This is a genomic window from Pseudomonas sp. JQ170C, from assembly GCF_035581345.1.
Taxonomy (GTDB): Bacteria; Pseudomonadota; Gammaproteobacteria; order Pseudomonadales; family Pseudomonadaceae; genus Aquipseudomonas.
In genome coordinates, this window is record NZ_CP141608.1 from 3,722,003 (window position 1) to 3,746,853 (window position 24,851).

Here is a 24,851-nt window from a genome sequence, read left to right on the forward strand (position 1 = left end):
AGTCAACGACCCGTTTCCGTCGGGGATTATTAATCCAGCCCCAACGGGGGCTTCTGACAAATGGAACACGAGGTGGAATGTATCGCCACTCTCTATCAACCCCAGCACCTCCGCAACGGAGAAGTCGAGCAACGCTTTGGACGATTCAGACAAGGCGTTAGCCGGATGACCATGCGTCTCTTGGCCCTGAAGCGCAATCAGCCTTCCATCTTCGTCATGTCTAGCGGCAGTCACAGCGTAAGTAGTCATAGCCATTACCTCCCCATGAGCCCCGAATTATAGCTGCCCAAAAGTACCCCTGGGCCTGCCCCGTGACAACGGACGCCAAGAAGCGATACTTACATCGCTATCCTGGAGGCGGCTTTGAGGCGCTTTTCAGTTCCAATACTTTAGGACTCCAACCACCCTGAAAGCCGCACTCTACAGGGCTCGCCGCTTCAGTTTTGGAACCGATTACTACACCGTCCCCATGCTAAAACCGACCTACCCATGGGCCTCCCTGTGATGGTTCAGTGCCGGTGAAACATTACAGTTAGTTAGATTCCAATCCGCCGAAATTACCGCAGTGACGATGAATAGACAGCGTTACCGACAAGTGGCACCTTAGCGGCCTCTATTTGGGAATCATTCATGAACAAGGCTACTTTGCTGGTACTCGCTTCGCTCGCACTTGGAGGTTGCGCATCGCACCCCCAACAGGCGCTGATAAGGGACCCGAACGTTGTAAGCACTCCATCTGGCCCCTCGAATCCTTACCCCCCAGGCACCGTCATCGTCGTTGCCACTCCGGGTTTTGAATGGGCTGCAACGAACGTCGCCCAAGTGCTCAATGCGGATGCTGTTGCACCTAAGCTTTCCTGGTTTGCGGCGCGAAATCTTGCTTTGTACAACGAGAACGTTGTTGGCCTCGTCGAGGTCAGCGTTGATGTAGATAACATCTTTGAATCCGTTTCCGCTGTTTGCAGAAATAAAGAGACTCAGTCAATTTGGCAGGAGACCCGGGTCCTCAATTTTGCTGGAGGGCGAGAGCGGTTAGCGCGGGATATGGTCGGAGGACTGGTGAACAAAGTTTCTGGCAAGCCATGCCCGCTGTAATTTCAGCCAAGCATTGCTGAGCATTTTCAAGGTTCGAGCTCAAGAGAGTGGCCGCCGTGAGGGATCATACAGCCCCCCACGGCACCCTACTCCGCCCGGCACCCTCTGCAGCGATACCTTCCACAACTGATCCAGCCTGGTGGTAAAGCCCTGGCTCATCATCTCGCGGCGCCTCCCCAACCCGGGTTCATCGGTACCCACGCCGCTCGCAGCGTGCCCCTACCCCACTGCTCATTGATCAGGTCCAGAACAGCTATCACCCTGGTCGACTCGGCTGGTTGCGCCGCGGCGTTTTTTTCGTCCAGGTCATCCATGATTCAGCTCCCTGTTAATTGGTTAGGGCAGTACAGGTCGCCTCGCACACAGTACCAACCGTGCGAATTTGGTCGACAGCCTGCGAGAGGAAATAGCGGAACCTTACTACTTGCACAGTGCATCTCTTATAAAAAATAGAAGCTCATAAAAAGTGTCGCGACCCTTGAATTTATCGCGAACTACAGGAGTTTCGCTCAGCGCACGACCCCCGTTAAGGTGCAAAGTGAAACTTCTCCGCCTCACCGAATAAGAAATAAATTGTAACAAAGACCTCTTGAAATATTTTAAACACAAAGAAACCAACATTTACTGCCCGAAAATGAGAAACCTTGCCTTTAAAAGCTGGATGGAAACCCAGTTCATTAAAGCACCACCCAATGGTAACGTATGCTTTCGCATTGCTCAGAACAAGAAACAGCATGAGCAAACTTGTTGGTTGGATAAAGGATTAACGAATGACTATCGAGCGAGAGATTTTCTCGGCCCTTATCGCGCAGAACGCATTTCAAGATGAAAAGCCGAGCGTACAAAGCTACGCCCAGCTAGCCGTCGACAAGGGATTTAGAGCGCTTTCGTCAAAGCAACAGGCAGTGGTAAGCCCCTTCCTGCAAAAAAAATGCGAGGGCATGAAAAAACCAAATGAAAAACACAACAACTGCCAAAATACTATAGGCGGCCGTGAATTGGTTACAGCCCTTGAGAAATCCGAGCCTTATAAAGGATGGCGCTGCGAGAGCTGCCGAAGCGAATCTGCAAATTAATAAATCGATCGATATAGAGCAATAACCTAAAAACCTGGAAAAACAACCAGAAAAATCACCATTGCTCTCGCTACTCCTGAACGTTATTGCAGCAGGCCACCATAGGCCTGCTCGCAGGTCTTTCTTTTCTTCAGGCCATGATCAATAGCCCCCATCAAATCGCCGTTCACTCGTCACGCACTTGAGCACTTCGGAAAAATTTTGCACGACGCAGCCAACCCCTTCTGCGTGTCTAATTTTTCACGGAGAAAATAGTGCCAATATATCAAATAGCACTGCTGGTTGTTCTCGGTATCGCCACACTCTGGTGGAGCTACCGATTGGATAAGAAGAACCGTCAAAAGAGTTGCGCACTATGGCTTTCAGCTTCCAATCAACGCCCAAACGGGCACGTTATTGCCTGAAGGAAAGGTGCGCAGGCTGTTCGGCTTTACTCGCGTTATGTCGTAAAATAGCCGGTTGCCGAAAGAACCGTCATGGCCATGGCCATGAAGGGCTTTCATCCTTTACGAATAACTGTGGTGAAGATGAACAAGCCTTTCATTTCGCTGTGCCCTGAAATTACTCGGGCACATGCGCTGACGCTGATGGATTGGTTGGAGGATGAGCGCGTTACCTGCTATCTGAGCGACTCGCGTCATGTTTCCCGCTCCATCGAGCAAGCCATCGATCGGACTCAATTGCCGATCCTGACCCATCTATTCAACCGTGGCGGCCGATTCTTTATGGCCTATGACCGGTATGACGCCCCGGTGGGCTTTGTCCGTCTCATCAAGACCGGCTCGAATTGCGAGATAGTCCTGGTCATCGGAGACAGCGACAAATGGGGCCGAAACCTTGGCGCCCGCACGATCCGCGAAGGGATGAAACTTGCCTTCCTCGACATGCGGGCCAAGAAGCTCATCGCCAAGATTCACCCGGACAACGCGCGCTCGCTGAAAGCCTTTCTGCGTAGCGGCTTTCTGCTTGAGAGCGAAACGCCGGCGTTGAAGTCATTTTCCATGACGGCGGGGCGCTATCTCCAGTTCTTGCGCGAAGGTGCCGCTGGCGACTCCACTGAGATCTACATCACTGAAATCGACAAGGCCAGGCTCGAGAGTCTGATCGCGCTCGAGCAAGGCTCGGTCGTTGTTGAACTCGAACATGAGCTTGAGCGAGCCATTGTCGTCAAGCCGCAGCAGGTGGCGCGCAATGTCGTCACGATGAACTCTAGGGCCTTGCTGCAGCTGGACGACGAAGAGATCGAAGTGGCCTTGGTCTACCCTGAAGACGCGGACAGCAGCGCCGGGAAGCATTCCGTGTGTTCCGACATCGGCGCCGCCATTCTGGGCTATCAGGAGGGGGACGCCATCGACTGGCGAGTTTCTGATCGGACCCGCCGGATTGGGATCAGGAAAGTGCTTTACCAGCCGGAGGCCGCTGGCGACTTCCACCTGTAATTGCGCCTTTAGCTCAGTGTTGGTCCATCAGGCGCGGGCCGGGTTTCCGTGCCTGATGCAGACCACCAGTCATAGGCCGCGCCGTTCACCGTTTATGACCGGGCAGAAGCGGACTGGAGGCCGAGGTCGGAATCGAACCGGCGTAGACGAATTTGCAATCCGTTATCGACCTCAAATTTCATTGGGTCTAATCGCGGGAGCCCCCGTAAATAAAGGGCGCCCCCTAATGCTCATGCATCTGCATTCATTACCATTTGGGACATTCGATGTCCCAGATTTGTCCCACGACTTCATCACCCCTTCTCCAGCGTCCTGCCGACCGATTCCCTTCCTTTATATACACACCGAACTCGGCCCGAGTGGGCCAGGCCTGTAGCAGAGGATCATTTTCCAATGCTCGAGAGAAAAATCCGGGCATCCCGATTAGACCGCAGATAAACCACACGGCATGCCGATGGCGCAGTCGCCACAAGCTGCTCTATCTTCATTCGTGTTGAGTTTTTCGTCCGCCACATGTACCTGAAAAACACTGGCAGGTTAGTCAGCAGGTCGGGGCAGTTCTCCGGTAAGTCAGGTCGAGGCCGACCGTGGTTAAGCAGTGCTCTGAGCAGTACACGCCAAAACCTAAGGGGCGCCGAACGATCAATCCATATCAAAAGGTCTGCGCGGGCCAATCGGTTGTCCCAAGTGGCTGAATGGCCTCCTTCAAATATCCTACGATCACGCGCCTCGACCTCCCGACAAAGGCGAGTTTTTTCGTCCCAGCTCCGCTCAACCCACCCTGGCTGCCAATGAATGGTATCGATATGAACAACAGGCAAGCCCGTATGCTCGCCGAGTTTACGCGCCAACGTGCTTTTTCCGGAGCCAGCCTGACCAACAATCATCACCCGTTGCATCGAGGCCCCTTTTCGCTATGCATACTGATTTTTTTGGGGGCGCGATTCTACGGCAATCCCCGCTTCAGTCAACTGCAAGCAGCCTAGGCTTCAGCGATGTCATCCTAAAAACCCCGATCTGAGACTTCGTATGGAATCCCCCATTTGTCCAGTAGCTCCGGGCCTTTCGGCCAATCTTCGAGATCAACAAACCACCACTCTAAATCGTGACACACTCCAACGACCTCTTTGCCTCCTAGAAGGCCAGTTTTCTTGGCTGAAACGGTCATAAAAGTCTTGTTCGTATCTCGATGAGTTCCCCTAAGCTTCAGCGAGATTTCGATTCCAGCCCCGACAATCGCTGCTTTTAGGTCCACAAGTCGTGCTTTCGCGAAACTGTGCATTGCCGTTGCCCTCAGTTGGTGAAGAGACTCTCCGAACTCCACTGCTGCCTCCACATAGAGAGCTAGCAGTATAGTTAACGGCTATCGAGATCGAGCGCAGCAACCCCTTCCCTACAGTTCATCACCCAGGGCTTGTCAGGATTATCCTACATCAATTACTGTATATCCAAACAGTATTGGTAGGTGGCACCGTGATTATCGAAGACGACAGCTTTGCGCTGGATATGCCCACGCGTGTTGAAATGCTGTACCACCGCTGGCTGGGCAGAAGGTGATCGAAGCAACGAGAGAGCGGAACCAACCGGCGGGTTCCGTTCTTTGTGTCCTCCAGCAGCGCATGCTTCGCCTTGACGTTCTCTCGACGCAATGTGAGAAGTTCGCTTCGTCACCACCAATGACTCGGGCCTACGAATGAGCTGGGAGATGCTGAGGAACCGCTTCAGCGAGGCGCGAGACAAGGCAGCGCGCAAGCTAATCGCCGATGGCAACGCGGACCTGGCCATCAAAGTTCGGCAGTTCCAGTTCCGCGATATTCGACCGAAGGCGGCGTCGGAGATTGAGGACATCAGCCATGCGAGCAGGCTGCTCGGGCACTCCAAGGAAGAGATCACCAAGCGCTTTTATCGCCGCGTTGGCGAGGTGGTCAGCCCGACCAAGTAAAGGCCTGATGCGGAAACGATGCCTAAAGATGCGGAAATGATCGGCTTTTTTAGCCCAAACGAAAAACCCCGCAGACGTTAATCTGCGGGGCTTTCAATAATGGAGGCCGAGGTCGGAATCGAACCGGCGTAGACGGATTTGCAATCCGCTATGCTATTTCTTTAATTTCAATAGCTTACAAGCTTTTAATTTCCGCACTGGCCTGGTTTTAGATGGCCTGCAACCCTTTAAAATAAAGGGGCGTGGGTGAAGTTGCGGAACTGATTTTCGCCATATTTCCGACCATAATCTGGCTTAGAGCGCTCCATCAATTCGCCATCATCTCGAAGGATTTGAAATGCCAAAGGATCCAGAAGTCGTTGTCACCAAGCAGCGCACCGTCCACACCTATTCCGAGCTGTGGCATGCGTCCAGGTGCGTGCTTGATGTAGGCCTGGCCGACCCCAGAGGCTGCTCGTGGCAGTTTCTCTCCAGCTCCCTCCTCACGGCATTTTGCTTCGAGGCGTACATGAATCATCTCGGCGTGCGCCACATGCCTGTGTGGAATGCTCTTGAGCGGCTGAGCCCGCTTGAAAAAATGGAGCTGCTGTGCCACGAGTTTGATGTGCACTTTCCACTTGGTTTTGGAGGTCGGCCACTGCAAACCGTGGACAAGCTTTTCCGTTTCCGGAATGCCATTGCACACGGGAAAACGATGGACTTGAGCTATAAGCCGAAGACCATGACAGTGAATGACTATCAGGTCGAGCACGAGAAAATGCTGCTTGCTGACTGGGAGGTGCTTATAGCCAATAGCGAATTTGCTCAGCGAGCTCGGGAAGATGTTCAAGCTGTCTTAACGAAGCTGCATGAGGCGTCTGGCGATGAGGATCATCTGTTTTCATATGGGGCTAGCCACCATAGCTCCACACTCGTCATCAGTTGATCAGCAGAATCCAGTAATGCAGCAGTATGGGTAAAGATCGTCTCTAAGCCTTTGAATACGCGGTGTATGCATCGCAAGTGTCTAATATGCATTCACCGCTTTCGACGGTTTTCGGCCAGCAAATAGGCCTCTTGCCACGGTAGTTTTAGACAACAAAAACCCCTCATCCGGTGCCCTATCGGCCGAACCGAGCGCCGTAACGTACACTGGAACCTAAATCATAGTTACCACTGGCAAAGCCAGTAAAATCAATACGTTGAGCCGCCCGCAGCCGTTCACGTTGTCTCAAAAGAAGTACAGAACTACACGCTGATAACCGGCGTAATTCACGTTCCGTACACGCTACCTCTCCGGCGTTCTGCCGACCGAACACAACCTGTCAATGATTCAGCGATTCAAAACCGCCGATGGCATTCAGCTGCAACTCCTCCAGTTCTTTCAGCAGCATCTCTGACTTTTGGCGCAGCCGCTCGACCTCTGCTGCAGGCGCGGATGAGTCCCTGGCTTCGTGATAACTGCACACCGCCTCCAATGCCTCCTGCAAAAGCGTGTCGCCATCCTCGATCATCTTGGCAATGTCCACTGCAATGCCCTCCCTTCAATCAACACGCGAGAGTATAGGCACGGTTTCTTTAGTCACCTCACGAACGTACGCCTGGCACGCCTGCAGCGCAATCAATCCCTGATCACCGTCTCCGGCGATGGCGACAATTCGTTGAGCAGCCGCTGGGACAAGTTCGCCTCTCGCGACTCCATGAACCACAACGCCGGCGCCGGTATTGACTGTCCCCACGGCCACCATCCCACGTTGAAATAGCGCAGCTGTGCTGGGTACCGACTTTCCATTGACGAGAAAGGTCAACTTGCGCCGCGGGTGACCGAGGTACCCAGTTACAAGACCACGACCGCACAACACGTTGTAGCCGTCATCACCGACATTGACAGCGGAGGCTCCTTCCGAAAAAGCGATCAGGTCCAGGAAGTGAAGCACATCCCCCACCTTTGCATTAGCGTTCCAGCTTAACCTCCAAGCCCCTGTTTGATGACCGGACTCCCTACAGCGAAGCCACCTCACAGCAGCATCTCGACAGGCTGGGTTCGCGTTGTTGTTGGTATCAAAAATAGAACGCTGCATCTCAGGTATTTCCTTTCTGCCACTACTGATCAAAGTGCAAAATGCACCTTTGCAAACAGGAGATTTACACGATGAAGAATACACAGAAAAGAAAAGTTACACTGACGTCCGGAGTGTTGACGGCACTACTTTTTCTCAATACCGCGCACGCTCAAGAATACCAAGCCAGCACAGCAGAGAAAGCTATCAAAATTGTCAACCTTAGCGTCCTTGAGTCCGACGTCAAAGCCACCATGGACAAAGGCGCCTTCGGTTACATCCGCGGCGGCGCCGAAGATGAAAACAACATGCGTAGCAATACTGCGGACTTCGACAAAAAGTACATCATGCCCCGCATCATGCAAGGCATAGAGCGTACGGAAATAGACCTGTCTACCGAGCTGCTCGGCATTAAGCTGAAAACGCCAATCATCCAAGCACCGATGGCAGCACAAGGCCTGGCCCACAAACAGGGCGAAATCGCTACCGCCAAGGGCATGGCCGAGGCTGGTTCGATATTCTCTCTAAGCACTTATGGAAATAAGACGATTGAAGAAGTGGCAACAGCCTCCAAAGGCAATCCTTTTTTCTTCCAACTCTATATGAGTAAAAACGAGAAGTTTAATGAATTCACTTTGGAGAAAGCCAAGCAATTCGGTGCCAAGGCGATTATCCTGACGGTGGATTCTCCAGTGGGCGGACACCGGGAAGATGACATCCGTAATAACTTCCAATTCCCACTAGGATTCGCCAACCTGGAGTTGTTCGCTAAACAGAACAGCGATGGCTCGAAGACCGGAAAGGGTTCTGGAATTAGCGAAATTTATGCCCAGGCGAAGCAAGCATTTACGCCAGCAGATATTGCTTACGTGAAGAAGTTATCGGGGCTGCCTGTCATCGTCAAAGGTGTACAGTCCCCCGAAGACGCCGATATGGCTATCAAGTCTGGCGCAGCGGCGATCTGGGTATCCAACCATGGAGGCCGTCAGCTGGATAGCGGCCCTTCGTCCTTTGAAGTGTTGCCTGCCATTGCCAAGGCCGTGAACAAGCGTGTGCCCATCATCTTCGATAGTGGTGTACGCCGTGGTTCCCATGTATTCAAGGCGTTGGCCAGCGGTGCTGACATCGTCGCGGTTGGCCGTCCAATTCTTTATGGCCTACACCTTGGCGGCTCTGAAGGTGTGAACTCCGTGATTCAGCACCTGAACAAAGAGTTGACCATCAATATGATGCTAGGTGGTGCGAGAAATATCGAGGCAATTAAAAGTACCAAGCTTTACACCGATAAGGATTTTGAGGGGTAGTTGTCCAAGACCGACCTGAACCCACAATACAAGCGTCCATTTATGGCTGAATGGGCGCTTTCGTTAATGGCTGCCGCGTAGCCCCCTTTGGCTTTTCTGCAGAACTCTGCTGATGCTGTGGTGCTTCGAGCTCCGTGGTAGTGACGTCCGCACCCATCCCCTGCTGCATCATAGGCTCGCTGGCGGCGATCTTCTTGACCAAGTCCTTTGTACTTTTCCCGTGTTCTGGCTAAGGCTCTCTAGGTTTCAATCACAGCCCTGTACGGCTATGGGCCACGCCATCCGCCTCTGAGTTACGACTTGAGTATCAGCTGATCCGATATGCCCAGCGTAGTGTAACCAAATGAATGAATTGGGAAATTTGGAAAGACATTTCGGCGTTCACCGCATAGAACTCTAAGGATCATCTGCTCAACCTACCGAACCCCGTGCGAGGGATCTATTGTTACTCGCTATTGGTTTTGGGAGGTAGGCAATGAAGAAGATTCTTGGCGTCTACACAAGCCCCAGACCTCATTGGGTGGGTGACGGGTTTCCCGTTCGTACATTGTTTTCTTACGACAGCCTGGGCGAGCACATCAGCCCGTTCCTATTGCTCGATTTTGCTGGGCCACAGGATTTCCCACCGACGACTGAACGGCGCGGCGTGGGAGAACATCCACATCGTGGCTTCGAGACCGTGACCATCGTTTATCAAGGTGAGCTTGAGCATCGTGACTCGACAGGCGCAGGGGGACGTATAGGCCCAGGCGATGTGCAGTGGATGACTGCAGCAGCAGGCATTGTTCATGAGGAGCTCCATTCCGAGGCTTTTGCGCGAAGCGGCGGGACCCTAGAGATGGTGCAACTGTGGGTTAACTTGCCAGCTCGGGACAAAATGTCAGCCCCCAGGTACCAAACCATACTTGACCAAACGATACCCGTTATCTCGCTAACCGGCGGCAGCACATTAAGGCTCATTGCCGGCACGTTCAAAAGCCAAATTGGCCCAGCAAAAACCTTCTCGCCGATCGATGTCTGGGATCTTCAGCTCAAACGCGAAAAGCCGGTTTCTATCCCTCTGGTAATGGGGCGCACGACGCTCTTGGTTGTGCTCCGCGGCACTGTTTTAGTCAACAGCACACAGCTAGTCAGGGAGGCGCAAACTGTAGTTTTTGATCAAACAGGCAACGAAATTCAGCTAGAGGGTAACAACGAAGCGCGAGTCATGCTGCTTTGCGGTGAGCCGCTCAATGAGCCCATTGTGGGCTATGGCCCTTTCGTGATGAATACCGACGCGGAGATTCGCCAAGCCGTGGAGGACTTCCAAAATGGACAGTTCGGCCAAATGAGTAACTAGAACACCAACTCCGGACCTGTTTTGTCCAGGTTCGACCCATCCCCACAAAGGATTTGTGGACCAGCGGTTTCAACCGTATTGGCCGGGACGCCTGATATCTCAACCGAGGAAACGAGCAATGAGCAACTTTTCCCAAGTCGCCAACTTCAATGGCCAGGTCCCGCGTATCGATCCTGATAACGCTGCAATGCTGCTGATCGATCACCAGAGTGGTCTGTTCCAGACGGTCAAGGACATGCCCATGACCGAGCTGCGGGCCAATGCCATTACCCTGGCCAAGATCGCCAGCCTGGCGAAGATCCCGGTGATCACCACCGCCTCCGTTCCACAGGGTCCCAACGGCCCACTGATTCCGGAAATCCACGAAGCGGCGCCACACGCCAAATACGTCGCACGCAAAGGTGAAATCAACGCCTGGGACAATCCCGAGTTCGTCGCCGCCGTTGAAGCCACCGGTAAAAAGCAGCTGATCATTGCCGGCACCATCACCAGTGTGTGCATGGCCTTCCCGAGCATCAGCGCCGTCAATGCCGGCTACCAGGTCTTTGCCGTGATCGATGCCAGCGGCACCTATTCAAAGATGGCCCAGGAAGTGACCCTGGCCCGTGTGATGCAGGCAGGTGTAGTGCCGATGGACACCGCTGCCGTCTGCTCAGAAGTACAACGTACCTGGAACCGTCCGGATGCCCAACAGTGGGCCGAGGCCTACAGCGCCGTGTTCCCGCACTACCAACTGCTGATCGAGAGCTACCTCAAGGCGCAACAGGTCGCCAAGGAAAACGAACAACTCGATTCATCCCGCTGATTCCTCATGACCGGCGTCTAGCGGCGCCGGAATTCCCACGCAAGGAGTTATGAACCATGAGCAAGCCCTACGTCCGTCTGGACAAGAACAACGCCGCGGTCCTGCTGGTCGACCACCAGACCGGCCTGCTGTCGCTGGTGCGTGATATCGACCCGGACAAGTTCAAGAACAACGTGCTGGCCGTCGGTGACCTGGCCAAGTACTTCAACCTGCCAACCATCCTCACCACCAGCTTTGAAACCGGCCCCAACGGCCCGCTGGTGCCCGAGCTGAAGGCGCAGTTCCCGGAGGCGCCGTACATTGCCCGTCCTGGCCAGATCAACGCCTGGGACAACGAAGACTTCGTCAAGGCCGTCAAGGCCACCGGCAAGAAGCAGCTGATCATCGCCGGCGTGGTAACTGAAGTCTGCGTGGCTTTCCCGGCACTGTCGGCTCTGGCCGAAGGTTTTGAGGTGTTCGTGGTGACCGACGCTTCGGGGACCTTCAACGCCCTGACCCGTGACTCAGCCTGGGACCGCATGTCGCAAGCCGGCGCGCAACTGATGACCTGGTTTGGCCTGGCGTGCGAACTGCACCGCGACTGGCGCAACGACATCGAAGGCCTGGGCACACTGTTCTCCAACCACATTCCGGACTACCGCAATCTGATCACAAGCTACAGCAAACTGACCTCATCTGAATAGGCAGCAGACAAGAAGCCTTGCCAACGCAAGGCTTCCTGCCCACGACTCCTCCAGAAGCAACATCTGCACATACTTGTATGATTTACTAATACCGCCGCTGTCTATTCTTCTGCTCAAGGGCATTGGTTCAAAGCAACTGGACGGCGGTCGTCTAAGTGAATTCTCAAGAGCTAGAAGGCCGTCCTAAACCTTAGACATATGATGATGTTAAATCATGCCCCTCGATGTTCCTGATGGACAGTGCCTATGTTTGATCTGAACGACATGTACCTGTACACCAAAGTTGTTGAGCATGGCGGATTCGCTTCCGCCGGCCGTGTGTTCGGCCTCCCAAAGTCACGATTAAGCCGCCGAATTTCAATGTTGGAAGAGCGTTTGGGTGTGCGCCTTATCCAGCGCTCAACTCGTCAATTTTCCGTAACTGAAGTTGGACTGGAGTACTACCACCTCTGTCAAGATATGGTGGCACAGGCTTGTGCCGCTGAAGATGCTGTCGAACGAAGCCGGTCCGAGCCAAGAGGAATTGTCAGAGTCGCTTGCGCATCGCCGTTGTTGGACACTCGAATTGCGCCAATGCTCGCGCATTACATGACACAGTATCCAGCAGTAGAATTGTTGGTAAAGAGCTTCAATCGACGCGTTGATGTCATTAGCGAAGGCTTCGACCTAGTAATAGGTGTTCACCATCAACCACTGGAAAACCGAGACTTGGTGATGAGGTCTTTGGCGCAAAGCCACTACAACCTGGTCGCGGCTCCATCCGTACTGGCTCCACGGCGCTCCCCACTAAAACCAGCGGATCTGGTCGACCTACCAAGCTTAAGCTGGGGCTTGGGCCTTCAGGACTACACTTGGGAGTTAGAAGGGCCTGGCGGGGCCGTCGCCTCAATTCACTACCACCCAAGGATGGTTTCTGATGATGTTGCTGTTTTGCGAGCAGCGGCTGTAGCAGGCGCAGGAATAGTACTGCTACCCGAAGAAGTGATAATAGATGACTTGAAGACTGGTAACTTACAAATTGTTCTGGAGGACTGGACTCCGAGGACAGGAGAGATTGTAGCCCTCTTCCCTTCCCGACGGGGCCTAATGCCGGCAGTTCGGGTGCTGATCGATTGTCTAGCGTTAGCATTTGAGCGAGACGCCCCGCTTGAACGGGGGCTCGCTCACCCAAGTGATCCCGTTCATCATCTATATAGAGACTAGGTAGCAATTAGGTGAAAGTGGCCGCTGGTGGCTGGTACCCCATTGCCACCACCCGGGGTGGTGAGTAGGACTGACCGCCGGAGATCAGGAGTAGCGTGGCGATCGCATAGACGAGCCTGGGTTACTTGAGTCAGTGAAGCGGGTGACAGGAAACCCTAGCGATCGCCGCTGGTACTCCTGCACTGCCCCAAATAATGACTCAGCTTCGATCCGCAAACGCTCCTCCACCTCAGGCGATGCATGGCGTTTGGACTCGTTGTAGCTGCGAAGCGCATCCATCGCCTGCCGCATCAGCGGCTCACCAGCGGCAACCTTCTCTTCTAGGTCTTTCATGCCCTGATCCCTACTATGTGATCAGGGCAGTATAAAGCCACTCTAAGACAAGGCCGCCCATTCGGGCTCAGACGTGCTACTTATCGCCCAAACATAGCAAGCGACATCATTCTTGCCTTCACTAAATCGACCCCATAAACGCTTACCTCGGTATCATTTTGATCTTCAAGGTAAGACAACCTATACGTCACAGGGATACTTTGGGGATTACCATTCAAATCAAATGCAAAATTTGCTGCACATGTATAAGAGTCAACTTCCTTATTATTTGATATTTCTTTGACACTAGAAATTTCAGAGTTAGAAACCAAGCCTTTATCGTACAGATCCTTACCCCACAAGGCTTTCTGGATATTCGACTCTATTGTTGACATAACTGACTGTTTAACACCACTATCATTACAATTTGCGGCCCCACCAGAACATCCCGCGAGAAAAAAACCGATTGAACCTGCCAATATTACTTTTTTCACTCATAACTCCTTTAGGGGTGTAAATGACGCTAACAAAGCCACAATAAGAAATCGAATGGTACGATCACGTTTTGCGCTTGGATGGGTAACATTCCTTGATCTGGGTTTGCGGCGGGTTGCTGGCAGAACAAGAGATTATGCATCTTGGACGAAAAACACGGTTACTAGATCGCCCTCAAATACTACTCTACTCGCGCTGAGCAAGCTTATCGCGAATAGCTACTTCTGTCTGATTCCTACTATTCGTGACAGAACCCATTGGGCCGAAAGCGACGTACGACATGCAGTTGTTGTGTGGGTCTGCTCTATCTGGCTCACTGGGCGATTGCACGCACATACGCCTGGCACGACGCCAGTGCAATCAGTTCTTCATCACCATCTCCGACAATAGCCACAATTCGCTGAGCAGCCGCTGGGGCAAGTTCGGCTCGGCGGCCCCATGAACCACGCCGCCAACGAGAACACCGAGCTGAAGAACAGCCAGATGAAAGGTTGCTCACTCGTCTGGGGCGGAATGCCACCGGAGCCATACCACTGATAGGTGTCGTAGAGCATCGATGACGTGCTCAATTTTCGACGAGCTGAGCCGCAATTTTAGGGCGTCAGCGCCTTCGTCGTGACCTTCAATGACTCTGACTTTCGATCTAGCTCGCTGATGCAATTATACAGAGCAGTCCCATCCAGACCACGACACGACGAAAAGCTCTCCACGACATCTTTGGAGCTATTGGCAAGGCTCCAGACCATCGTGCCGATTCCGCTGTAGAAAACCACGCCAACAAAAGCACAAGCCACGCTAAATAGGGTAAATGGATTCAAGAAATCGCTCCTACTAAGATGATGGCCCGATAGAATCACACATCATTGACACGCGGCAACTGCCACAACAAGCTGCCTCTCGTATCCGATTCGTTGCCGACGCTCCGCCAACAGTGCCCTCACTTTTACCTCCAAGCTGTCGCCCTTCTCCAATCCGGCGGCAGCCCACGGCGGCACTGCGACATCCAGAGCCCGACACGGCACCTGCACTGGAACCTCGACGCGCACGTAGCGAATCTCCGGTTCCACCTTCCCAGCACAGCCGGCCAGCGTCAGCACCAGCCCGCTCCAACAGATTAACCCCCGGATTACGAGGGCTTCAGCCCGAAAATACCTCGCTTCGCTCCTACAGGTGAGCAGATTCAGCAACAGCCTCATAGGCCAAGCTCCTTATCGATAATCGAGGTGGCAGCGGCGCACTGATCGCCACCGGTGCGCTCCTGCTGCAGGCGGTTTGCCGCAGCGAAATCATCCTGCGCCCTGGCGGCTGCCTCCTTCACTGCCAGCTCTGCCCTGGCTTGGCGCTCGTTCCCGGCCAAGACCAACTCGCCAAGCTTCAGGCCCTGCTCAGTGGCCAGCGCTTCGAGGTGGCCCCGGGCGCCTTTGCAGCTGACCAGCAGGCCATTGGCGTCATCGAGCTGCGGACGGTAGTACCCTGCCATCTGCCATATACCGAGGGCCGCACCCAGGCCGATCAGCAGCAGCGAGCCGAGCAGGTAGACCAACACCCGGCCTCCGCCGGCGGGCACCGGAATCACACTAGCACCTGCAGCGCTCGGTCATACAGCGCCTTGCGCTCATCTGCACCATGCGGCACCCGGCCGGGTTTTCCGGTGTTGATGATGCTGCCGATGTCTTGAAAGCGGCCGGCATCGGCTAGTTCATTCAGCCCGTGCTTCGCCCACCACCAGGCTGCGGACATGGCGGCATGCTCCGGCTGCTCGAGCAGTTGCGGTTGGTCTTCCAGCGGCAGGCCCAGGCCCGCGCCGGCGGCATCATAGTTTGCTCGGCCGGTGACCTGCAGCAGGCCACGCCCACGGAAGCGCCAGCCATCGCCCGGGTGGATGTTGCCCATGCGGGCGTTGTACACGACATTGGCAATGCGCTCCGGCTGGCGGGCGTACTCCTTGGCCAAGTCGGCATTGAAGCGGGTCGGCCACACCCGCATCAGTGCATCGGCGCTGTAGTTCAGGTTCTCCACCAGGTTGCGAAGGTGGCCAGATTCATGGCCGACCTGGGCCAGGAACGCCGCCTGACGCACCCGGCTGTCGATCTTGTAGCGCGCCATGGCCCGGTTTATTGCAGGCAGAAAAATGCCCGCGACTGGGCGGGCATTGGGAAGGATCTGCAGCAACTTCTGCTGAGTGATCGGCAGCATCAGGCTTCCCCTTCGATGGGCTCAGCCGTGACCGTGACCTCGGCGCTGTAGCGCTTGATCATTTTGGCAGTGAGCAGGCTTGCCGTGGGCTGTGCTTCGAGCAGTGCGCGAGCTGCCGCATCAGCGGCTTCCTCTGTCGCGTGCTCGATGTCCTTGATGGAGTCGAAGGCATTGCTGCGGTTGATGACAATGTAGGGCATGGGTTTCTCCGGGCAAAAAAATACCCGCAGTAAGCGGGCTGTTCGGTTCGGGCGGGTCAGCCCTTCAGCGTTTCAAGCTCAGTTTTGAGGGTGGCGACTTCCGCTCGTAGCTCCTTCACCGCGCCAATCAGGTCGGTAATGAAGGCCATGTGGTTGAGCTGTTGAATCCACGGGCGGCCGTTCTCATCGACAGCATCTTTCTCACCTGAGACGGCGAGCGGGTTTACCGCTTGGGCCTCATGGGCAATAACCCCCTGAAAAACAGTACCGTCGCCTTGCCACACATCAAAGTTGCCTATCTCGTAGTGGACAATCCGATATCCCTCAACTCGATCCAAGAAGGAGACATTTTCAACCGTTTCAATGTTCTTCTTGATGCGGTAATCCGACGCCGTGACTTGAAGCGAGCCCAGGCGGGTTATGTCCACCCACAGATCGCACGTGCCCGACCCAAAGCTGATGTTGAAGCAGTTTGCTGAGGCGGCGGCACTCTCACCAGACTTGCAAGAAACACCAGTAGGCGAGAATCGACTAGAGCAAGTGAGAAGGTTGCTGCTGAACGTGGCAAGGCGGGTTGTATAGTCTGACGCCGAGTTAGCATGGTGAAAATCGATGAAGGGAAGAGTGTTTACTAGCTCTAACCCTCTAAATGTCGGAGTGCTGGCTTCACCTAGCCCCAATCCGTTCCTGGCTGTCGCTTCAGAAGTACCCCCGGTACCGCCGCGCGCCAAAGGCAAGGTCGTTGGAAGTGCGGTTGTTTGATCATCCGTGTTTGACGTATTCGCCAGCCAGTTGTAAAGCTCGGTGAAGTTTGATTTGGCTTTCAGCCAGGCGCTGCGGCGATCATCACCGCCGGCGCCAGACGGCGCCGCGCCCAGGTTGATTACTTGTTTTGACATAACGAATCCTTAAAGGGGTTTCATTGGCCTGGATGCAAACAACGTTCTGCCATTGGCAGTCAGCGGATTAATACCCGAGCCGTTATCGCAGTACATCTGCAGGATGGACCGATTTCCTGGAAGAAAGCCGCCGAAGTTCGCACGGATGGGTTGGGTAGTCTGAATAATGTTTGTGCACGAAAACAGTGCATTGGCCAGCACATAGTCTTCGTAGCTTCCGGTCCACGGCATCTGCTGGCTGGGCGCGTAATAGCCAGTGCCCGTAATGGGGTTGCCGGTATTGGCAAAGGCGTTGGTTGACGGCTGGCTGTTCAACAGCGCTAGGTTGGCCGTGGTGACAAAAGTCCGATTGCCAATCGCATCTCGTACCGAAGCGCCATATGCCCCGGGCGGGGTAATTGGAGGCATATAGCTCGCACAAAACCAACGAATACGCTGCGGCTGAGACCATGATGGACCGTGAGCAGCGTTTCCATATTGAGCTAGCCTGAAACCGGTCCAGTTGCCAGGACTGCCGGCCACGCGGAATTTGCCGACCATCATATAGTCGTCAGCATTGATGAATATCAGCGGCCTTTCATAGGTAGTAATTGGCGCCGGGAATGTGTAGTAGTTATCACCTTCAATGTTCGGATTCCCGCCGCCAAATATCAGCGAAAACTTGCCTGAGTACCGAATAGACAAGACCTGATTGATCGAGTCGATCTGGGTCCGGACGTTGTTGTTGAAGGTCCGAATGCCGTATGAGCCAGGTGCAGAGAACGGCTCGCCACCCTGCGACAGAATCATCACCTGCCAAGTGAGGTTCTGCGGCTGCCGGAGCTGCAACTGACCGGGCGAATACCAGGCTTGCGGGGAAAACGTGTTCTCCCCGCGGTCCTCCAGGGTGTCAACGACCACGAACGACTGCGCCTGGATCTCGGGTATCGAAATGTACTGATCGAAGGCATCGTTTCCAGTTACCTGCAGCATCTTCAACGAGCGGATCGGTGTAATCGTCGTATCAAGGGTGACGACCCCAGACGCATCACGCGTCCGGAGCCCGTACTGAGCTGCCATCAGGTCATCCTCCCCACGGCCGTACGTTCAACGCCATTGGCGTCGTACACGTACAGCCCGCCGTTATTGAGCAGCGTCGAGCCGTTAGCGTCCTGCCCGCGGAGCGTGAATGTACCGGCTGCAAAATTGATCTCCAGCAGCGGCAGTCCTTGCGAGTTAAGCGCGGCTGATCGGATGGTCATACCGGCCACGATATTCTGGATGAACGCCGTGCTGATGAACGCCTGATTGAGAAACAATTGACCATTCTGGAAAACGAACAGATTTCCCTCTGCTCCATTAATCCCGTCGATGATCGCCACTCTCTGGGCGGACAACAGAATCTCGCCGATCTCGCCATCGCTTCCCTGAACAATGCCGGTGGCAACCTTCTTACCGTTGACGTTCGTTTCAGTTTTCCATGACGAGATCGCCGAAACTTTTCCGTCGACACCTGCAACAGTCTCGCTGACGATTTGTACTGACGCGCTGACTTCGCCGACCTGAGACTGTACGGTGTCAATTTTCTTGCCCGTGGCCACGCCATCCTCGACCCGGGCGGATTGCTCGGTCCAGACACCCACAAAGCTTCCCGTTGCCCCAGCCAGCCCGGACGTGTCTCCTTCCATCTCCGGATTCACCTGAACATAGAGCCCGTCAAGGCGCGAGGCCTGAGCGGTGATCGCAGTTCCTTGCTGGTTCACCGCGGTGTTGAGCTGACTGATCGCCGTGGCTTGGCCTGCAATCGCCCTGGACGAAGGCCCCGGTGAAAAATCGCTGGGTGCTGTTGCGGTACCGACCTGGCGTTCAACCATCAATGCATCGAGCCACGTTGTCCCTGCTGCTACTGGCTGGGGAATGAAGAAAAGCAGCAGCCCCCTATCAACCACCGCTGCAGGCATCGTGGCTACAAAGCTGTATCGACCAACACCAGCCGCAACCGAGACGTCAGAAAGGGTTGTCTCGATCGCAACACCCGCCGAGTTGGGCGCTCGAACCCTCACCCTGAGTACTTTCGCGACGTCGGATTTCACCGTGAATGACACGATGTACTTCACACCCGGCTCGACACGAAGGTTGTAGTCGGCTTGCGCCGATGCCATGTAGATGTGGCTTTGGCCACTTGCCGGTGACACGACCTTCAACATGGAGCCCGAGTAGGCACCCGCCTCCGCTTCCGTCGAGACAGTAATGCCTCCCGCCTTGTAGAACACAGGAACGGTTTCGCCGAAGGCGCAGTACTCGGCAGGAAGCAGGTTCGTCCCGCTCCCGCCGATACCGCCCACAGTGCTCTGCAATTTGGTCACTGCAGTGCCCTGGGCATTGAGTGTGTTGCCCTGCTGAGCAACGGTCGAACCCAGCGACTGCAAAGCAGTGTTGTCCGCCTTGCCAGCCACCGCATTACCTAACTGGATCAGTTGGCTGCTCTGACTGCTCAGGCCCTGCTCCGTTTGAGTAACGCGACCATCAAGCGACTGAGTAGCCGTCGCTTGGGAGTTCTCTTGGCCCGACCTTTTACGCGCAACAGGAGAGGATAAGAAAACATCCGTTGCATCCCCCAGCGACATGCGGAAGGTTAGCGCCATACGGACGCAGCCAGCAGGCACCGTCGCCTGTCCAGTCAACTTGCTCCAGGTCCCCGCTGTCGTGGTGATACGAACGCCATCACCAGCCGCAGCCGCCCAGTTGTGCCCAACGCTCGCACCAGCGCCATCGTAGAACTGAATCCACAGACCGTGTTGGCGGGATACCGTGCTATAGGCATACAGCTCAAAGTCGTAAATTTCACCAGCAGCAACAGCTATTTGCGAGGCGACTCCATTCTCAGGTGGCCGCATGTTGAGCGCCGAACTGAAACCGTAATAAGTGTTGCCGGTGCTGGTCGCAATTGCCGCCTTCAACACTCGAGGTGACGGGGCACCTGGTGGGACAGACGCATCATTTCGTGTCAGCACGATGACCGGCGGAGAGCCACTCAACCCATTACCGTTCGTGAACGTAGGATCAAACAGCAGGTTTTCACCGGCCACGCTACCCACGGACACCTTGATGCTGGTGATCTCAGCGCCCTGAGCGGTAATGCTGTTTCCCTGCTGCGTGACTTCGTTACTCAGCGCCTGAACAGTCGAAGCCTCGGCCTTGGTCGCTACTTGGGCCAGTGCCGATGCTGCCGCCGCAGCTGCATCCGTTGCAGCCTTGTCGGTCACCGCCGCCCACGCCGAGCCGGTCCAGCGCTTCGGGGTGTTGGCGTTACCGGTGGTGTCGATCCACAGGTTCTGTACCAGCCGGTCAGCTGCTGCCGGAGTAGCCGGCTGAATGATCACCTTGCCCTTCCCGCCCGCCAGCGCATTGGCCGCATCCGCTGCCTGCTGCGCTGTCGTGACGTTCTGGTTGGTGGTGGTCAGGCTGTTGTTCAAGCCAGTGAGGGCCTGGCCCTGGCTGGAGATCGTCCCTTCTGCCGCGGTCACCCGGGCGCCAATGCTATTGACTGTCGAGGCGTCCGCTTTGGTGTTGGCGACCGACAAGGCATTGGCCGCAGCCGCGGCCGCATCCGTGGCGACCTTGTCCGTGACCGCAACCCAGGTGGACCCATTCCAGCGTTTGGGCGTGTTGGCGTTGCCGGTAGTGTCAATCCACAGGTTTTGCGCCAGGCGATCAGCTGCGGCCGGAGTGGCCGACTGCGTCAGCACTTTGCCCTTCCCGCCCGCCAGATCCGCTGCAGCCTGCGCGGCGTTCTGCGCGGTAGTCACGTTGCCGTTGGTGACCGTCAGGCTCGACTGCACACCGTCGATCCGCTCGGATTGGGCGGTGAGCTTGCCGTCCTGCTCGGTGACTTTGGTTTCCACCGTGGTGACGCGCGCTGCGATGCCGTTCGACTGGGACACCACCTGACCAACATCAATCCAGTAGGCGGTGTTCGGCGGGGCCTTGGCTCCGGTCAGGTCAGCAGGCACAGCAATCTTGGCCTGGTACAGACGATCGTTCAGACGCGTCGAGGCGCCAGCAGAATAGGCCTTTTCCCTCTGGTACTCGGCCGATTTTGCGACTGTGCTCACTTGGTCGATCTGTTGCTGCAGGTCGACCTGCAGCTCATCTACCTGGACCTTGACCTCCTCTACTCGCTGGCTGACCGAACCCGGCAACGATGGCGGGCCATCAATCAAGTCGATGCGTTCCTGCAGCGCCGGGTACAGCGCACCCTCGGTGATCTTGTCCTTGAAGTACTCCTCGTACTCAGACTGGTCTGAACTCGACTGACCGTTGACGCCTAAGCCGGTCGGATACCACGGGCCGATGTTGCCGGTGCGATCGATCAGGCGCGCCCAGAAGAAGAACGACACGCCAGCGGCCAGGCCGTGAATCTCGTGCTTGGCCTGCGGATAAGCGAAGTCGCCCAGTTTGATGGCGTCGTTGCGTGAGTTGGTTTTGCTGTACCAGATCTCCGTCCGCTCGGTGTCCTCGGCGCCAGCAGGAAAGCCCCAGGTCAGGCCGATGCCATAGACCAGAGCTGCGGTATTGAGAAACGAAACCGCTGGTGGCAAGCCGACCTTGCCCGTCAGTTGGGTCAGGTTAGAACTCTTCCAGATCGACGAAATATCGAACGCACTCACGGCACGAACACGGGCAAGGTAGGCGCCAGCGTAGATGCCGGTCACGTCAACAGAGGTCGAGCCGGTACGCTGCAGCTTGATCCAATTGCCGTTGTCTTTGCGCCATTCCACGTCATAGCCCACAGCGCCAGCAACGGCTGGCCAGGCAATGGTCATGGTGCTGATTGCAATGCCCTGGCTGACCGCAGAACTCGAAGTCAGGGTGACACTCGCCGGCGGCGGAACCACAGTAACGGGGATAATACTGATCGGCCGCTCTTCCAGACGCGCGCCAGTGTCGATTGCCGCAAATTTGCTCGGGTTGAACTCGAGCGCGGTGATCTCGTACTGACCTTCCTGGGTACGTGAAGTCTTGAGCACCCGGAACAACTGGATGGCAAGATCTTCATAGTCAATCGCCCATTGCAGCTCAGGCTCGGGCTGAACGCTGTAGGCCGTGGTCACAGTCACTGCCCGACCTTTTACCGACTGCACGGTGCGCGCCTGGGCGCTGCCGTTCGGCAGGTTCAGTATCAGGCGGTCACCAGCCTTGATCGGCGTATCGCGGTCCAGGGTCACCGCCCGCCCAGCGGCGGACGATATACGGCCACCATTCGGACGGCCGGCCACCAGCTCGTCAGCCACAGGAATGACATAGCCAGGCAGCGGAATGCGCCCCTCCATCCCGGTCTTGAAGGTGACCGTACGGTCTTGGCTGTTGCTGAGTAGCGCCCACTTGCCGCGGCGCTGGGCTTCAGATGCGCGGGTGCAGCCGATAGCCGATAGCTCGATTGGGCGATCGCGATACCGGCGCTGAAGCGCCAGGTCGGTCACCGGAATCACATCGGTGTCGTAGTTGTTGGCCGGGTTGTCGTAGCTGACCAACGCGCGGCTGTAGTGAGTGCTTCGCTCGGCACCACCGTAAACGAATTCGCCGTCAATGACGTTCGACCGAGTGAAGACGTAGTCGATGTCTTGAGCGCGAGGCATGTCCGCCTGCATAAACAACGAACCGTGGGCCCAGTACACCATGCCCCGGTAAATCGCCGACAGGTCACGCAGCAGGGTCCAGGCTTCGGAACGGCCCTGCAGATTCAAATCGCACAGGAAACGCGGCTCCTGGCCACCCTGACCATTGGATACCAATTGGTCGCAATACTGGGCAATCCGGTACATCTCCCACTTGTCGACCATCCAGGACTTGATCCGCTTGCCCAGGCCGAAACGATCCTCGACGCAAAGCCCGTAAGTCACGAACGCAGGGTTGTTGGTCCAGGCCTGTTTGAAGGTGCCGTCCCATACCCCGGTGTAGGTGCGTGCTACCGGATCATAGTTGGTAGGCACCGGCCAGCGCTTGGCCTTGCAATCCACAGTAACCGACGGGATGTTCTGGAACTGTTGAGCGTCAAACTCGATGTACAGCAGTGCCGTGTTCGGGTACCGCAACTTTTCGTCGATGATCTCGGTGTAACCGGCAATGGTCATCGTGTCGGCGATGGTGCCGCTGTTGACGTTCGGAGTGATCCGCCGAACGCGCATCATCCAACCTGAGGTGGCTGCAGGCAGGTTTACGCGTACAGAGCGCTGGTAGCCATTGGTAGTCTTGCCATCCACCGCGCCAAGGTGAGCTTCAACGTATGCCCCGCCGTCAGTAGCGATGTCGATTGCGTACTCAATGCGGTAACCATTGGTGTTGCCGCTGCTGTCCTGGCTGGCCAGTCGGGGCCAGGACATGCGAACTCGCATTGCAGATAGCTGGGTATTACTCAGAGCGCGGGTGAATGGATTGTCACTGCGCAGTTCAACGCCAACCGTGATCTCATTTTCCACGGCAGGAATGCCCTGGATGTAGTCCTGCTCGACGGAACCCTGACGCCACTCCCATTTCACACCCGGGAAGTTGATGTTGCCACTGGCATCCATGATCGGTGTGTTGTCGAGGTAGATGTCTCGGTCGGTTGGTATCCCGTCGAACTCACCCTCACCCACGGCAATCAGGAGCTTGGCGAGGTTCGTAGACTGTAGGCTGTCCGGTGCCTCGACTGGCGATTTAGGTTTGCTGTCGCCGCCCTTGGCGCCAGTGACATTAAGGTGAGCTGCTGCGCCCATGCTTTCCTCCGGGCAAAGAAAAGCCGCCCGGAGGCGGCTTGTTCGATGAGTTGGCTTTACGCTTTGTCTTGCGCCTCGATAGAGGCAGAGATGATCGCGCCACCCCATCGGCGCTTACCGATGCAGATCGGGACAGGGTTGCCGCTGGCGGTGGTGTTCTTGGCGCTGCCGAAGGCATAGCTCGGCAGGTTCTCCGGCGCGCCACTCTGAGATAGCCCTTTGGCTTGTGGGCTGAGCATCTGGATGACCCCTCCCAGCACAAGTGCACCACCAGCTTGATACAGAAACGGCGAAGCAGCTGCAAATGGGGTAAATGATAGAGCGAATGCGGCCGCGATCAGCACAGCCCCAATTACTGTCTGGAGCGTACCACCCCTCTTGCTACCCTCTGCGATGGGTACAATCCGAACCTCCCGAACACCGCTCCGGTCAAACTCATCCTCCCCGACGTTATGGCCGTTTCGGAAAATGGCAAACCTCATGCCGAGTCGATCTAGGCGTTTAACTTCCTCATCGAAACCTGGCAGCGTGGCACTAAGCGCATTGCATGCATCCCTGAAGCTTTGAACATCAAGTAACCGACGATGCGTCCTGCCGAAACGTCTGGCCAAGGGGCCAGACAACTTGATGATTGTCATTGGTTCATAGTGCGCTGCGGTGGCTGCCATGCTTTCCTCCAGGCAATAAAAAACCGCCCAGAGGCGGTTGAAGGTTACGTTTTGGTCAAAGGCAGCTGCGCGCTTCGTTCACCCAATTCGACCATGTGCTGTTTCTGGTAAATACGCGTACCCCAGCGCCTTCAGCCGAATCATTGACCAAAGCCATTACGGGCGTTCCGACCATATCGATGTCCAGGCGGATGCGGTAGCCACTCTCCGTCTCTGTTGATGCGACCCGTGCATTGAGGTCCTGCCACTTGGGAGTCAGGCACCTCGAGTAGTCTTTTGCCGACTTCGTGGAAGTGACATCAAGGGCGGGGCCTTTTTCCTCAAGGTCTGAGGTCGATACGCACCCCGCTAAAAACGCCAGCCCCACCGTACCAATCAGGATTCGCATGTGATCTTCGTCCATGGAAAAAAGGCACCTT

General features: G+C 55.6%; 24 protein-coding genes and 2 pseudogenes. 10 read left to right on the forward strand and 16 right to left on the reverse strand.

What is annotated here, in order from left to right:
* The first annotated feature begins 630 nt into the window (after positions 1-630).
* The gene (locus tag U9R80_RS16680; protein WP_301842750.1) at positions 631-1,095 is read left to right on the forward strand and encodes a hypothetical protein; all 465 of its coding nucleotides are present in this window, start codon (positions 631-633) and stop codon (positions 1,093-1,095) included.
* A 111-nt stretch (positions 1,096-1,206) separates the two neighbouring features.
* Here the strand turns inward: U9R80_RS16680 and U9R80_RS16685 are convergent.
* Positions 1,207-1,385: pseudogene (locus U9R80_RS16685) on the reverse strand (DUF4113 domain-containing protein); the annotation flags it as partial.
* A 480-nt stretch (positions 1,386-1,865) separates the two neighbouring features.
* On the opposite strand from U9R80_RS16685, the gene U9R80_RS16690 reads away from it, so the two are divergent.
* Positions 1,866-2,171, forward strand: coding sequence for a hypothetical protein (locus U9R80_RS16690; protein ID WP_301842749.1), 306 nt, complete (start codon positions 1,866-1,868; stop codon positions 2,169-2,171).
* A 476-nt stretch (positions 2,172-2,647) separates the two neighbouring features.
* A complete protein-coding gene (locus tag U9R80_RS16695) occupies positions 2,648-3,610 on the forward strand; it encodes a bifunctional GNAT family N-acetyltransferase/nucleoside diphosphate kinase regulator (RefSeq protein ID WP_301842748.1) in 963 nt (320 codons plus the stop codon).
* A gap of 383 nt (positions 3,611-3,993) precedes the next feature.
* Here U9R80_RS16695 and U9R80_RS16700 read toward each other — a convergent pair whose 3' ends face one another.
* Positions 3,994-4,509, reverse strand: coding sequence for an AAA family ATPase (locus U9R80_RS16700; protein ID WP_301842747.1), 516 nt, complete (start codon positions 4,507-4,509; stop codon positions 3,994-3,996).
* Positions 4,510-5,303: 794 nt separating this feature from the next.
* Here U9R80_RS16700 and U9R80_RS16705 point away from each other — a divergent pair.
* A complete protein-coding gene (locus U9R80_RS16705; protein WP_442964914.1) occupies positions 5,304-5,552 on the forward strand; it encodes an integrase in 249 nt (82 codons plus the stop codon).
* 337 nt (positions 5,553-5,889) lie between these two features.
* Complete coding sequence (locus U9R80_RS16710; RefSeq protein WP_301842745.1) at positions 5,890-6,477, forward strand: hypothetical protein; 588 nt, start codon at positions 5,890-5,892, stop codon at positions 6,475-6,477.
* Positions 6,478-6,856: 379 nt separating this feature from the next.
* Here the strand turns inward: U9R80_RS16710 and U9R80_RS16715 are convergent, their stop codons facing one another.
* Both U9R80_RS16715 and U9R80_RS16720 read right to left on the reverse strand, forming a co-directional pair.
* Positions 6,857-7,060, reverse strand: a complete 204-nt coding sequence (locus U9R80_RS16715) for a hypothetical protein (protein ID WP_301842744.1) — start codon at positions 7,058-7,060, stop codon at positions 6,857-6,859.
* 15 nt (positions 7,061-7,075) lie between these two features.
* Positions 7,076-7,612 carry a hypothetical protein gene (locus U9R80_RS16720; protein WP_301842743.1) on the reverse strand — a complete coding sequence of 179 codons (537 nt, stop codon included), beginning with the start codon at positions 7,610-7,612 and terminating at the stop codon, positions 7,076-7,078.
* Between the two features lie 71 nt (positions 7,613-7,683).
* Here U9R80_RS16720 and U9R80_RS16725 point away from each other — a divergent pair, with 71 nt between their 5' ends.
* The 5 genes from U9R80_RS16725 (at position 7,684) to U9R80_RS16745 (ending at position 12,925) form a co-directional block, all read left to right on the forward strand.
* Complete coding sequence (locus U9R80_RS16725) at positions 7,684-8,895, forward strand: lactate oxidase (RefSeq protein WP_301842742.1); 1,212 nt, start codon at positions 7,684-7,686, stop codon at positions 8,893-8,895.
* Positions 8,896-9,370: 475 nt separating this feature from the next.
* Positions 9,371-10,234, forward strand: a complete 864-nt coding sequence (locus tag U9R80_RS16730) for a pirin family protein (protein WP_301842741.1) — start codon at positions 9,371-9,373, stop codon at positions 10,232-10,234.
* Positions 10,235-10,352: 118 nt separating this feature from the next.
* Complete coding sequence (locus tag U9R80_RS16735) at positions 10,353-11,039, forward strand: hydrolase (protein ID WP_324803316.1); 687 nt, start codon at positions 10,353-10,355, stop codon at positions 11,037-11,039.
* 56 nt (positions 11,040-11,095) lie between these two features.
* A complete protein-coding gene (gene ycaC, locus U9R80_RS16740) occupies positions 11,096-11,722 on the forward strand; it encodes an isochorismate family cysteine hydrolase YcaC (protein WP_324803318.1) in 627 nt (208 codons plus the stop codon).
* A gap of 246 nt (positions 11,723-11,968) precedes the next feature.
* Positions 11,969-12,925 carry a LysR substrate-binding domain-containing protein gene (locus U9R80_RS16745; RefSeq protein ID WP_301843440.1) on the forward strand — a complete coding sequence of 319 codons (957 nt, stop codon included), beginning with the start codon at positions 11,969-11,971 and terminating at the stop codon, positions 12,923-12,925.
* 84 nt (positions 12,926-13,009) lie between these two features.
* On the opposite strand, the gene U9R80_RS16750 is transcribed toward U9R80_RS16745, so the two are convergent.
* The 12 genes and pseudogenes from U9R80_RS16750 to U9R80_RS16810 all read right to left on the reverse strand — a co-directional run bounded on the left by U9R80_RS16750 (position 13,010) and on the right by U9R80_RS16810 (position 24,835).
* Positions 13,010-13,258, reverse strand: a complete 249-nt coding sequence (locus U9R80_RS16750; RefSeq protein ID WP_301843439.1) for a hypothetical protein — start codon at positions 13,256-13,258, stop codon at positions 13,010-13,012.
* A gap of 80 nt (positions 13,259-13,338) precedes the next feature.
* Positions 13,339-13,731, reverse strand: coding sequence for a hypothetical protein (locus U9R80_RS16755; protein WP_301843438.1), 393 nt, complete (start codon positions 13,729-13,731; stop codon positions 13,339-13,341).
* Positions 13,732-14,045: 314 nt separating this feature from the next.
* Positions 14,046-14,168: pseudogene (locus tag U9R80_RS16760) on the reverse strand (lysis protein); the annotation flags it as partial.
* Positions 14,169-14,592: 424 nt separating this feature from the next.
* Positions 14,593-14,847, reverse strand: a complete 255-nt coding sequence (locus tag U9R80_RS16765) for a hypothetical protein (RefSeq protein ID WP_442964980.1) — start codon at positions 14,845-14,847, stop codon at positions 14,593-14,595.
* 77 nt (positions 14,848-14,924) lie between these two features.
* A complete protein-coding gene (locus U9R80_RS16770) occupies positions 14,925-15,308 on the reverse strand; it encodes a hypothetical protein (RefSeq protein WP_301843437.1) in 384 nt (127 codons plus the stop codon).
* Positions 15,305-15,925, reverse strand: a complete 621-nt coding sequence (locus U9R80_RS16775; RefSeq protein WP_324805235.1) for a glycoside hydrolase family 19 protein — start codon at positions 15,923-15,925, stop codon at positions 15,305-15,307. Before U9R80_RS16775 ends, U9R80_RS16770 begins: the two co-directional genes overlap by 4 nt.
* A gap of 2 nt (positions 15,926-15,927) precedes the next feature.
* Complete coding sequence (locus U9R80_RS16780; protein WP_301843443.1) at positions 15,928-16,128, reverse strand: hypothetical protein; 201 nt, start codon at positions 16,126-16,128, stop codon at positions 15,928-15,930.
* Between the two features lie 56 nt (positions 16,129-16,184).
* Positions 16,185-17,027: a tail fiber domain-containing protein gene (locus tag U9R80_RS16785; protein ID WP_301843444.1), complete on the reverse strand. Its 843-nt coding sequence runs from the start codon at positions 17,025-17,027 to the stop codon at positions 16,185-16,187.
* Between the two features lie 9 nt (positions 17,028-17,036).
* On the reverse strand, positions 17,037-18,086 hold the full coding sequence (locus tag U9R80_RS16790; protein ID WP_301843445.1) for a hypothetical protein: 1,050 nt from the start codon (positions 18,084-18,086) through the stop codon (positions 17,037-17,039).
* Positions 18,086-23,764 (reverse strand): TipJ family phage tail tip protein, encoded by a 5,679-nt coding sequence (gpJ, locus tag U9R80_RS27355; RefSeq protein WP_442964915.1) that lies wholly within the window; start codon positions 23,762-23,764, stop codon positions 18,086-18,088. The genes U9R80_RS16790 and gpJ overlap by 1 nt, the downstream gene beginning before the upstream one ends.
* A gap of 56 nt (positions 23,765-23,820) precedes the next feature.
* A complete protein-coding gene (locus U9R80_RS16805) occupies positions 23,821-24,432 on the reverse strand; it encodes a tail assembly protein (protein ID WP_301843232.1) in 612 nt (203 codons plus the stop codon).
* A 55-nt stretch (positions 24,433-24,487) separates the two neighbouring features.
* The gene (locus tag U9R80_RS16810; RefSeq protein WP_301843231.1) at positions 24,488-24,835 is read right to left on the reverse strand and encodes a hypothetical protein; all 348 of its coding nucleotides are present in this window, start codon (positions 24,833-24,835) and stop codon (positions 24,488-24,490) included.
* Between the last annotated feature and the right edge of the window lie 16 nt (positions 24,836-24,851).

Bases quoted from the DNA above. Each gene is read 5' to 3' on its own strand.
- U9R80_RS16750 (WP_301843439.1), bottom strand. From the start codon at position 13,258: ATGAAAGACCTAGAAGAGAAGGTTGCCGCTGGTGAGCCGCTGATGCGG.
- U9R80_RS16805 (WP_301843232.1), bottom strand. From the start codon at position 24,432: ATGGCAGCCACCGCAGCGCACTATGAACCAATGACAATCATCAAGTTG.
- U9R80_RS16695 (WP_301842748.1), top strand. From the start codon at position 2,648: ATGGCCATGGCCATGAAGGGCTTTCATCCTTTACGAATAACTGTGGTG.
- U9R80_RS16700 (WP_301842747.1), bottom strand. From the start codon at position 4,509: ATGCAACGGGTGATGATTGTTGGTCAGGCTGGCTCCGGAAAAAGCACG.
- U9R80_RS16705 (WP_442964914.1), top strand. From the start codon at position 5,304: ATGAGCTGGGAGATGCTGAGGAACCGCTTCAGCGAGGCGCGAGACAAG.
- U9R80_RS16735 (WP_324803316.1), top strand. From the start codon at position 10,353: ATGAGCAACTTTTCCCAAGTCGCCAACTTCAATGGCCAGGTCCCGCGT.
- U9R80_RS16730 (WP_301842741.1), top strand. From the start codon at position 9,371: ATGAAGAAGATTCTTGGCGTCTACACAAGCCCCAGACCTCATTGGGTG.
- U9R80_RS16780 (WP_301843443.1), bottom strand. From the start codon at position 16,128: ATGCCCTACATTGTCATCAACCGCAGCAATGCCTTCGACTCCATCAAG.
- U9R80_RS16745 (WP_301843440.1), top strand. From the start codon at position 11,969: ATGTTTGATCTGAACGACATGTACCTGTACACCAAAGTTGTTGAGCAT.
- U9R80_RS16720 (WP_301842743.1), bottom strand. From the start codon at position 7,612: ATGCAGCGTTCTATTTTTGATACCAACAACAACGCGAACCCAGCCTGT.
- gpJ (WP_442964915.1), bottom strand. From the start codon at position 23,764: ATGGGCGCAGCAGCTCACCTTAATGTCACTGGCGCCAAGGGCGGCGAC.
- U9R80_RS16680 (WP_301842750.1), top strand. From the start codon at position 631: ATGAACAAGGCTACTTTGCTGGTACTCGCTTCGCTCGCACTTGGAGGT.
- U9R80_RS16790 (WP_301843445.1), bottom strand. From the start codon at position 18,086: ATGGCAGCTCAGTACGGGCTCCGGACGCGTGATGCGTCTGGGGTCGTC.
- U9R80_RS16785 (WP_301843444.1), bottom strand. From the start codon at position 17,027: ATGTCAAAACAAGTAATCAACCTGGGCGCGGCGCCGTCTGGCGCCGGC.
- U9R80_RS16810 (WP_301843231.1), bottom strand. From the start codon at position 24,835: ATGGACGAAGATCACATGCGAATCCTGATTGGTACGGTGGGGCTGGCG.
- U9R80_RS16725 (WP_301842742.1), top strand. From the start codon at position 7,684: ATGAAGAATACACAGAAAAGAAAAGTTACACTGACGTCCGGAGTGTTG.
- ycaC (WP_324803318.1), top strand. From the start codon at position 11,096: ATGAGCAAGCCCTACGTCCGTCTGGACAAGAACAACGCCGCGGTCCTG.
- U9R80_RS16710 (WP_301842745.1), top strand. From the start codon at position 5,890: ATGCCAAAGGATCCAGAAGTCGTTGTCACCAAGCAGCGCACCGTCCAC.
- U9R80_RS16690 (WP_301842749.1), top strand. From the start codon at position 1,866: ATGACTATCGAGCGAGAGATTTTCTCGGCCCTTATCGCGCAGAACGCA.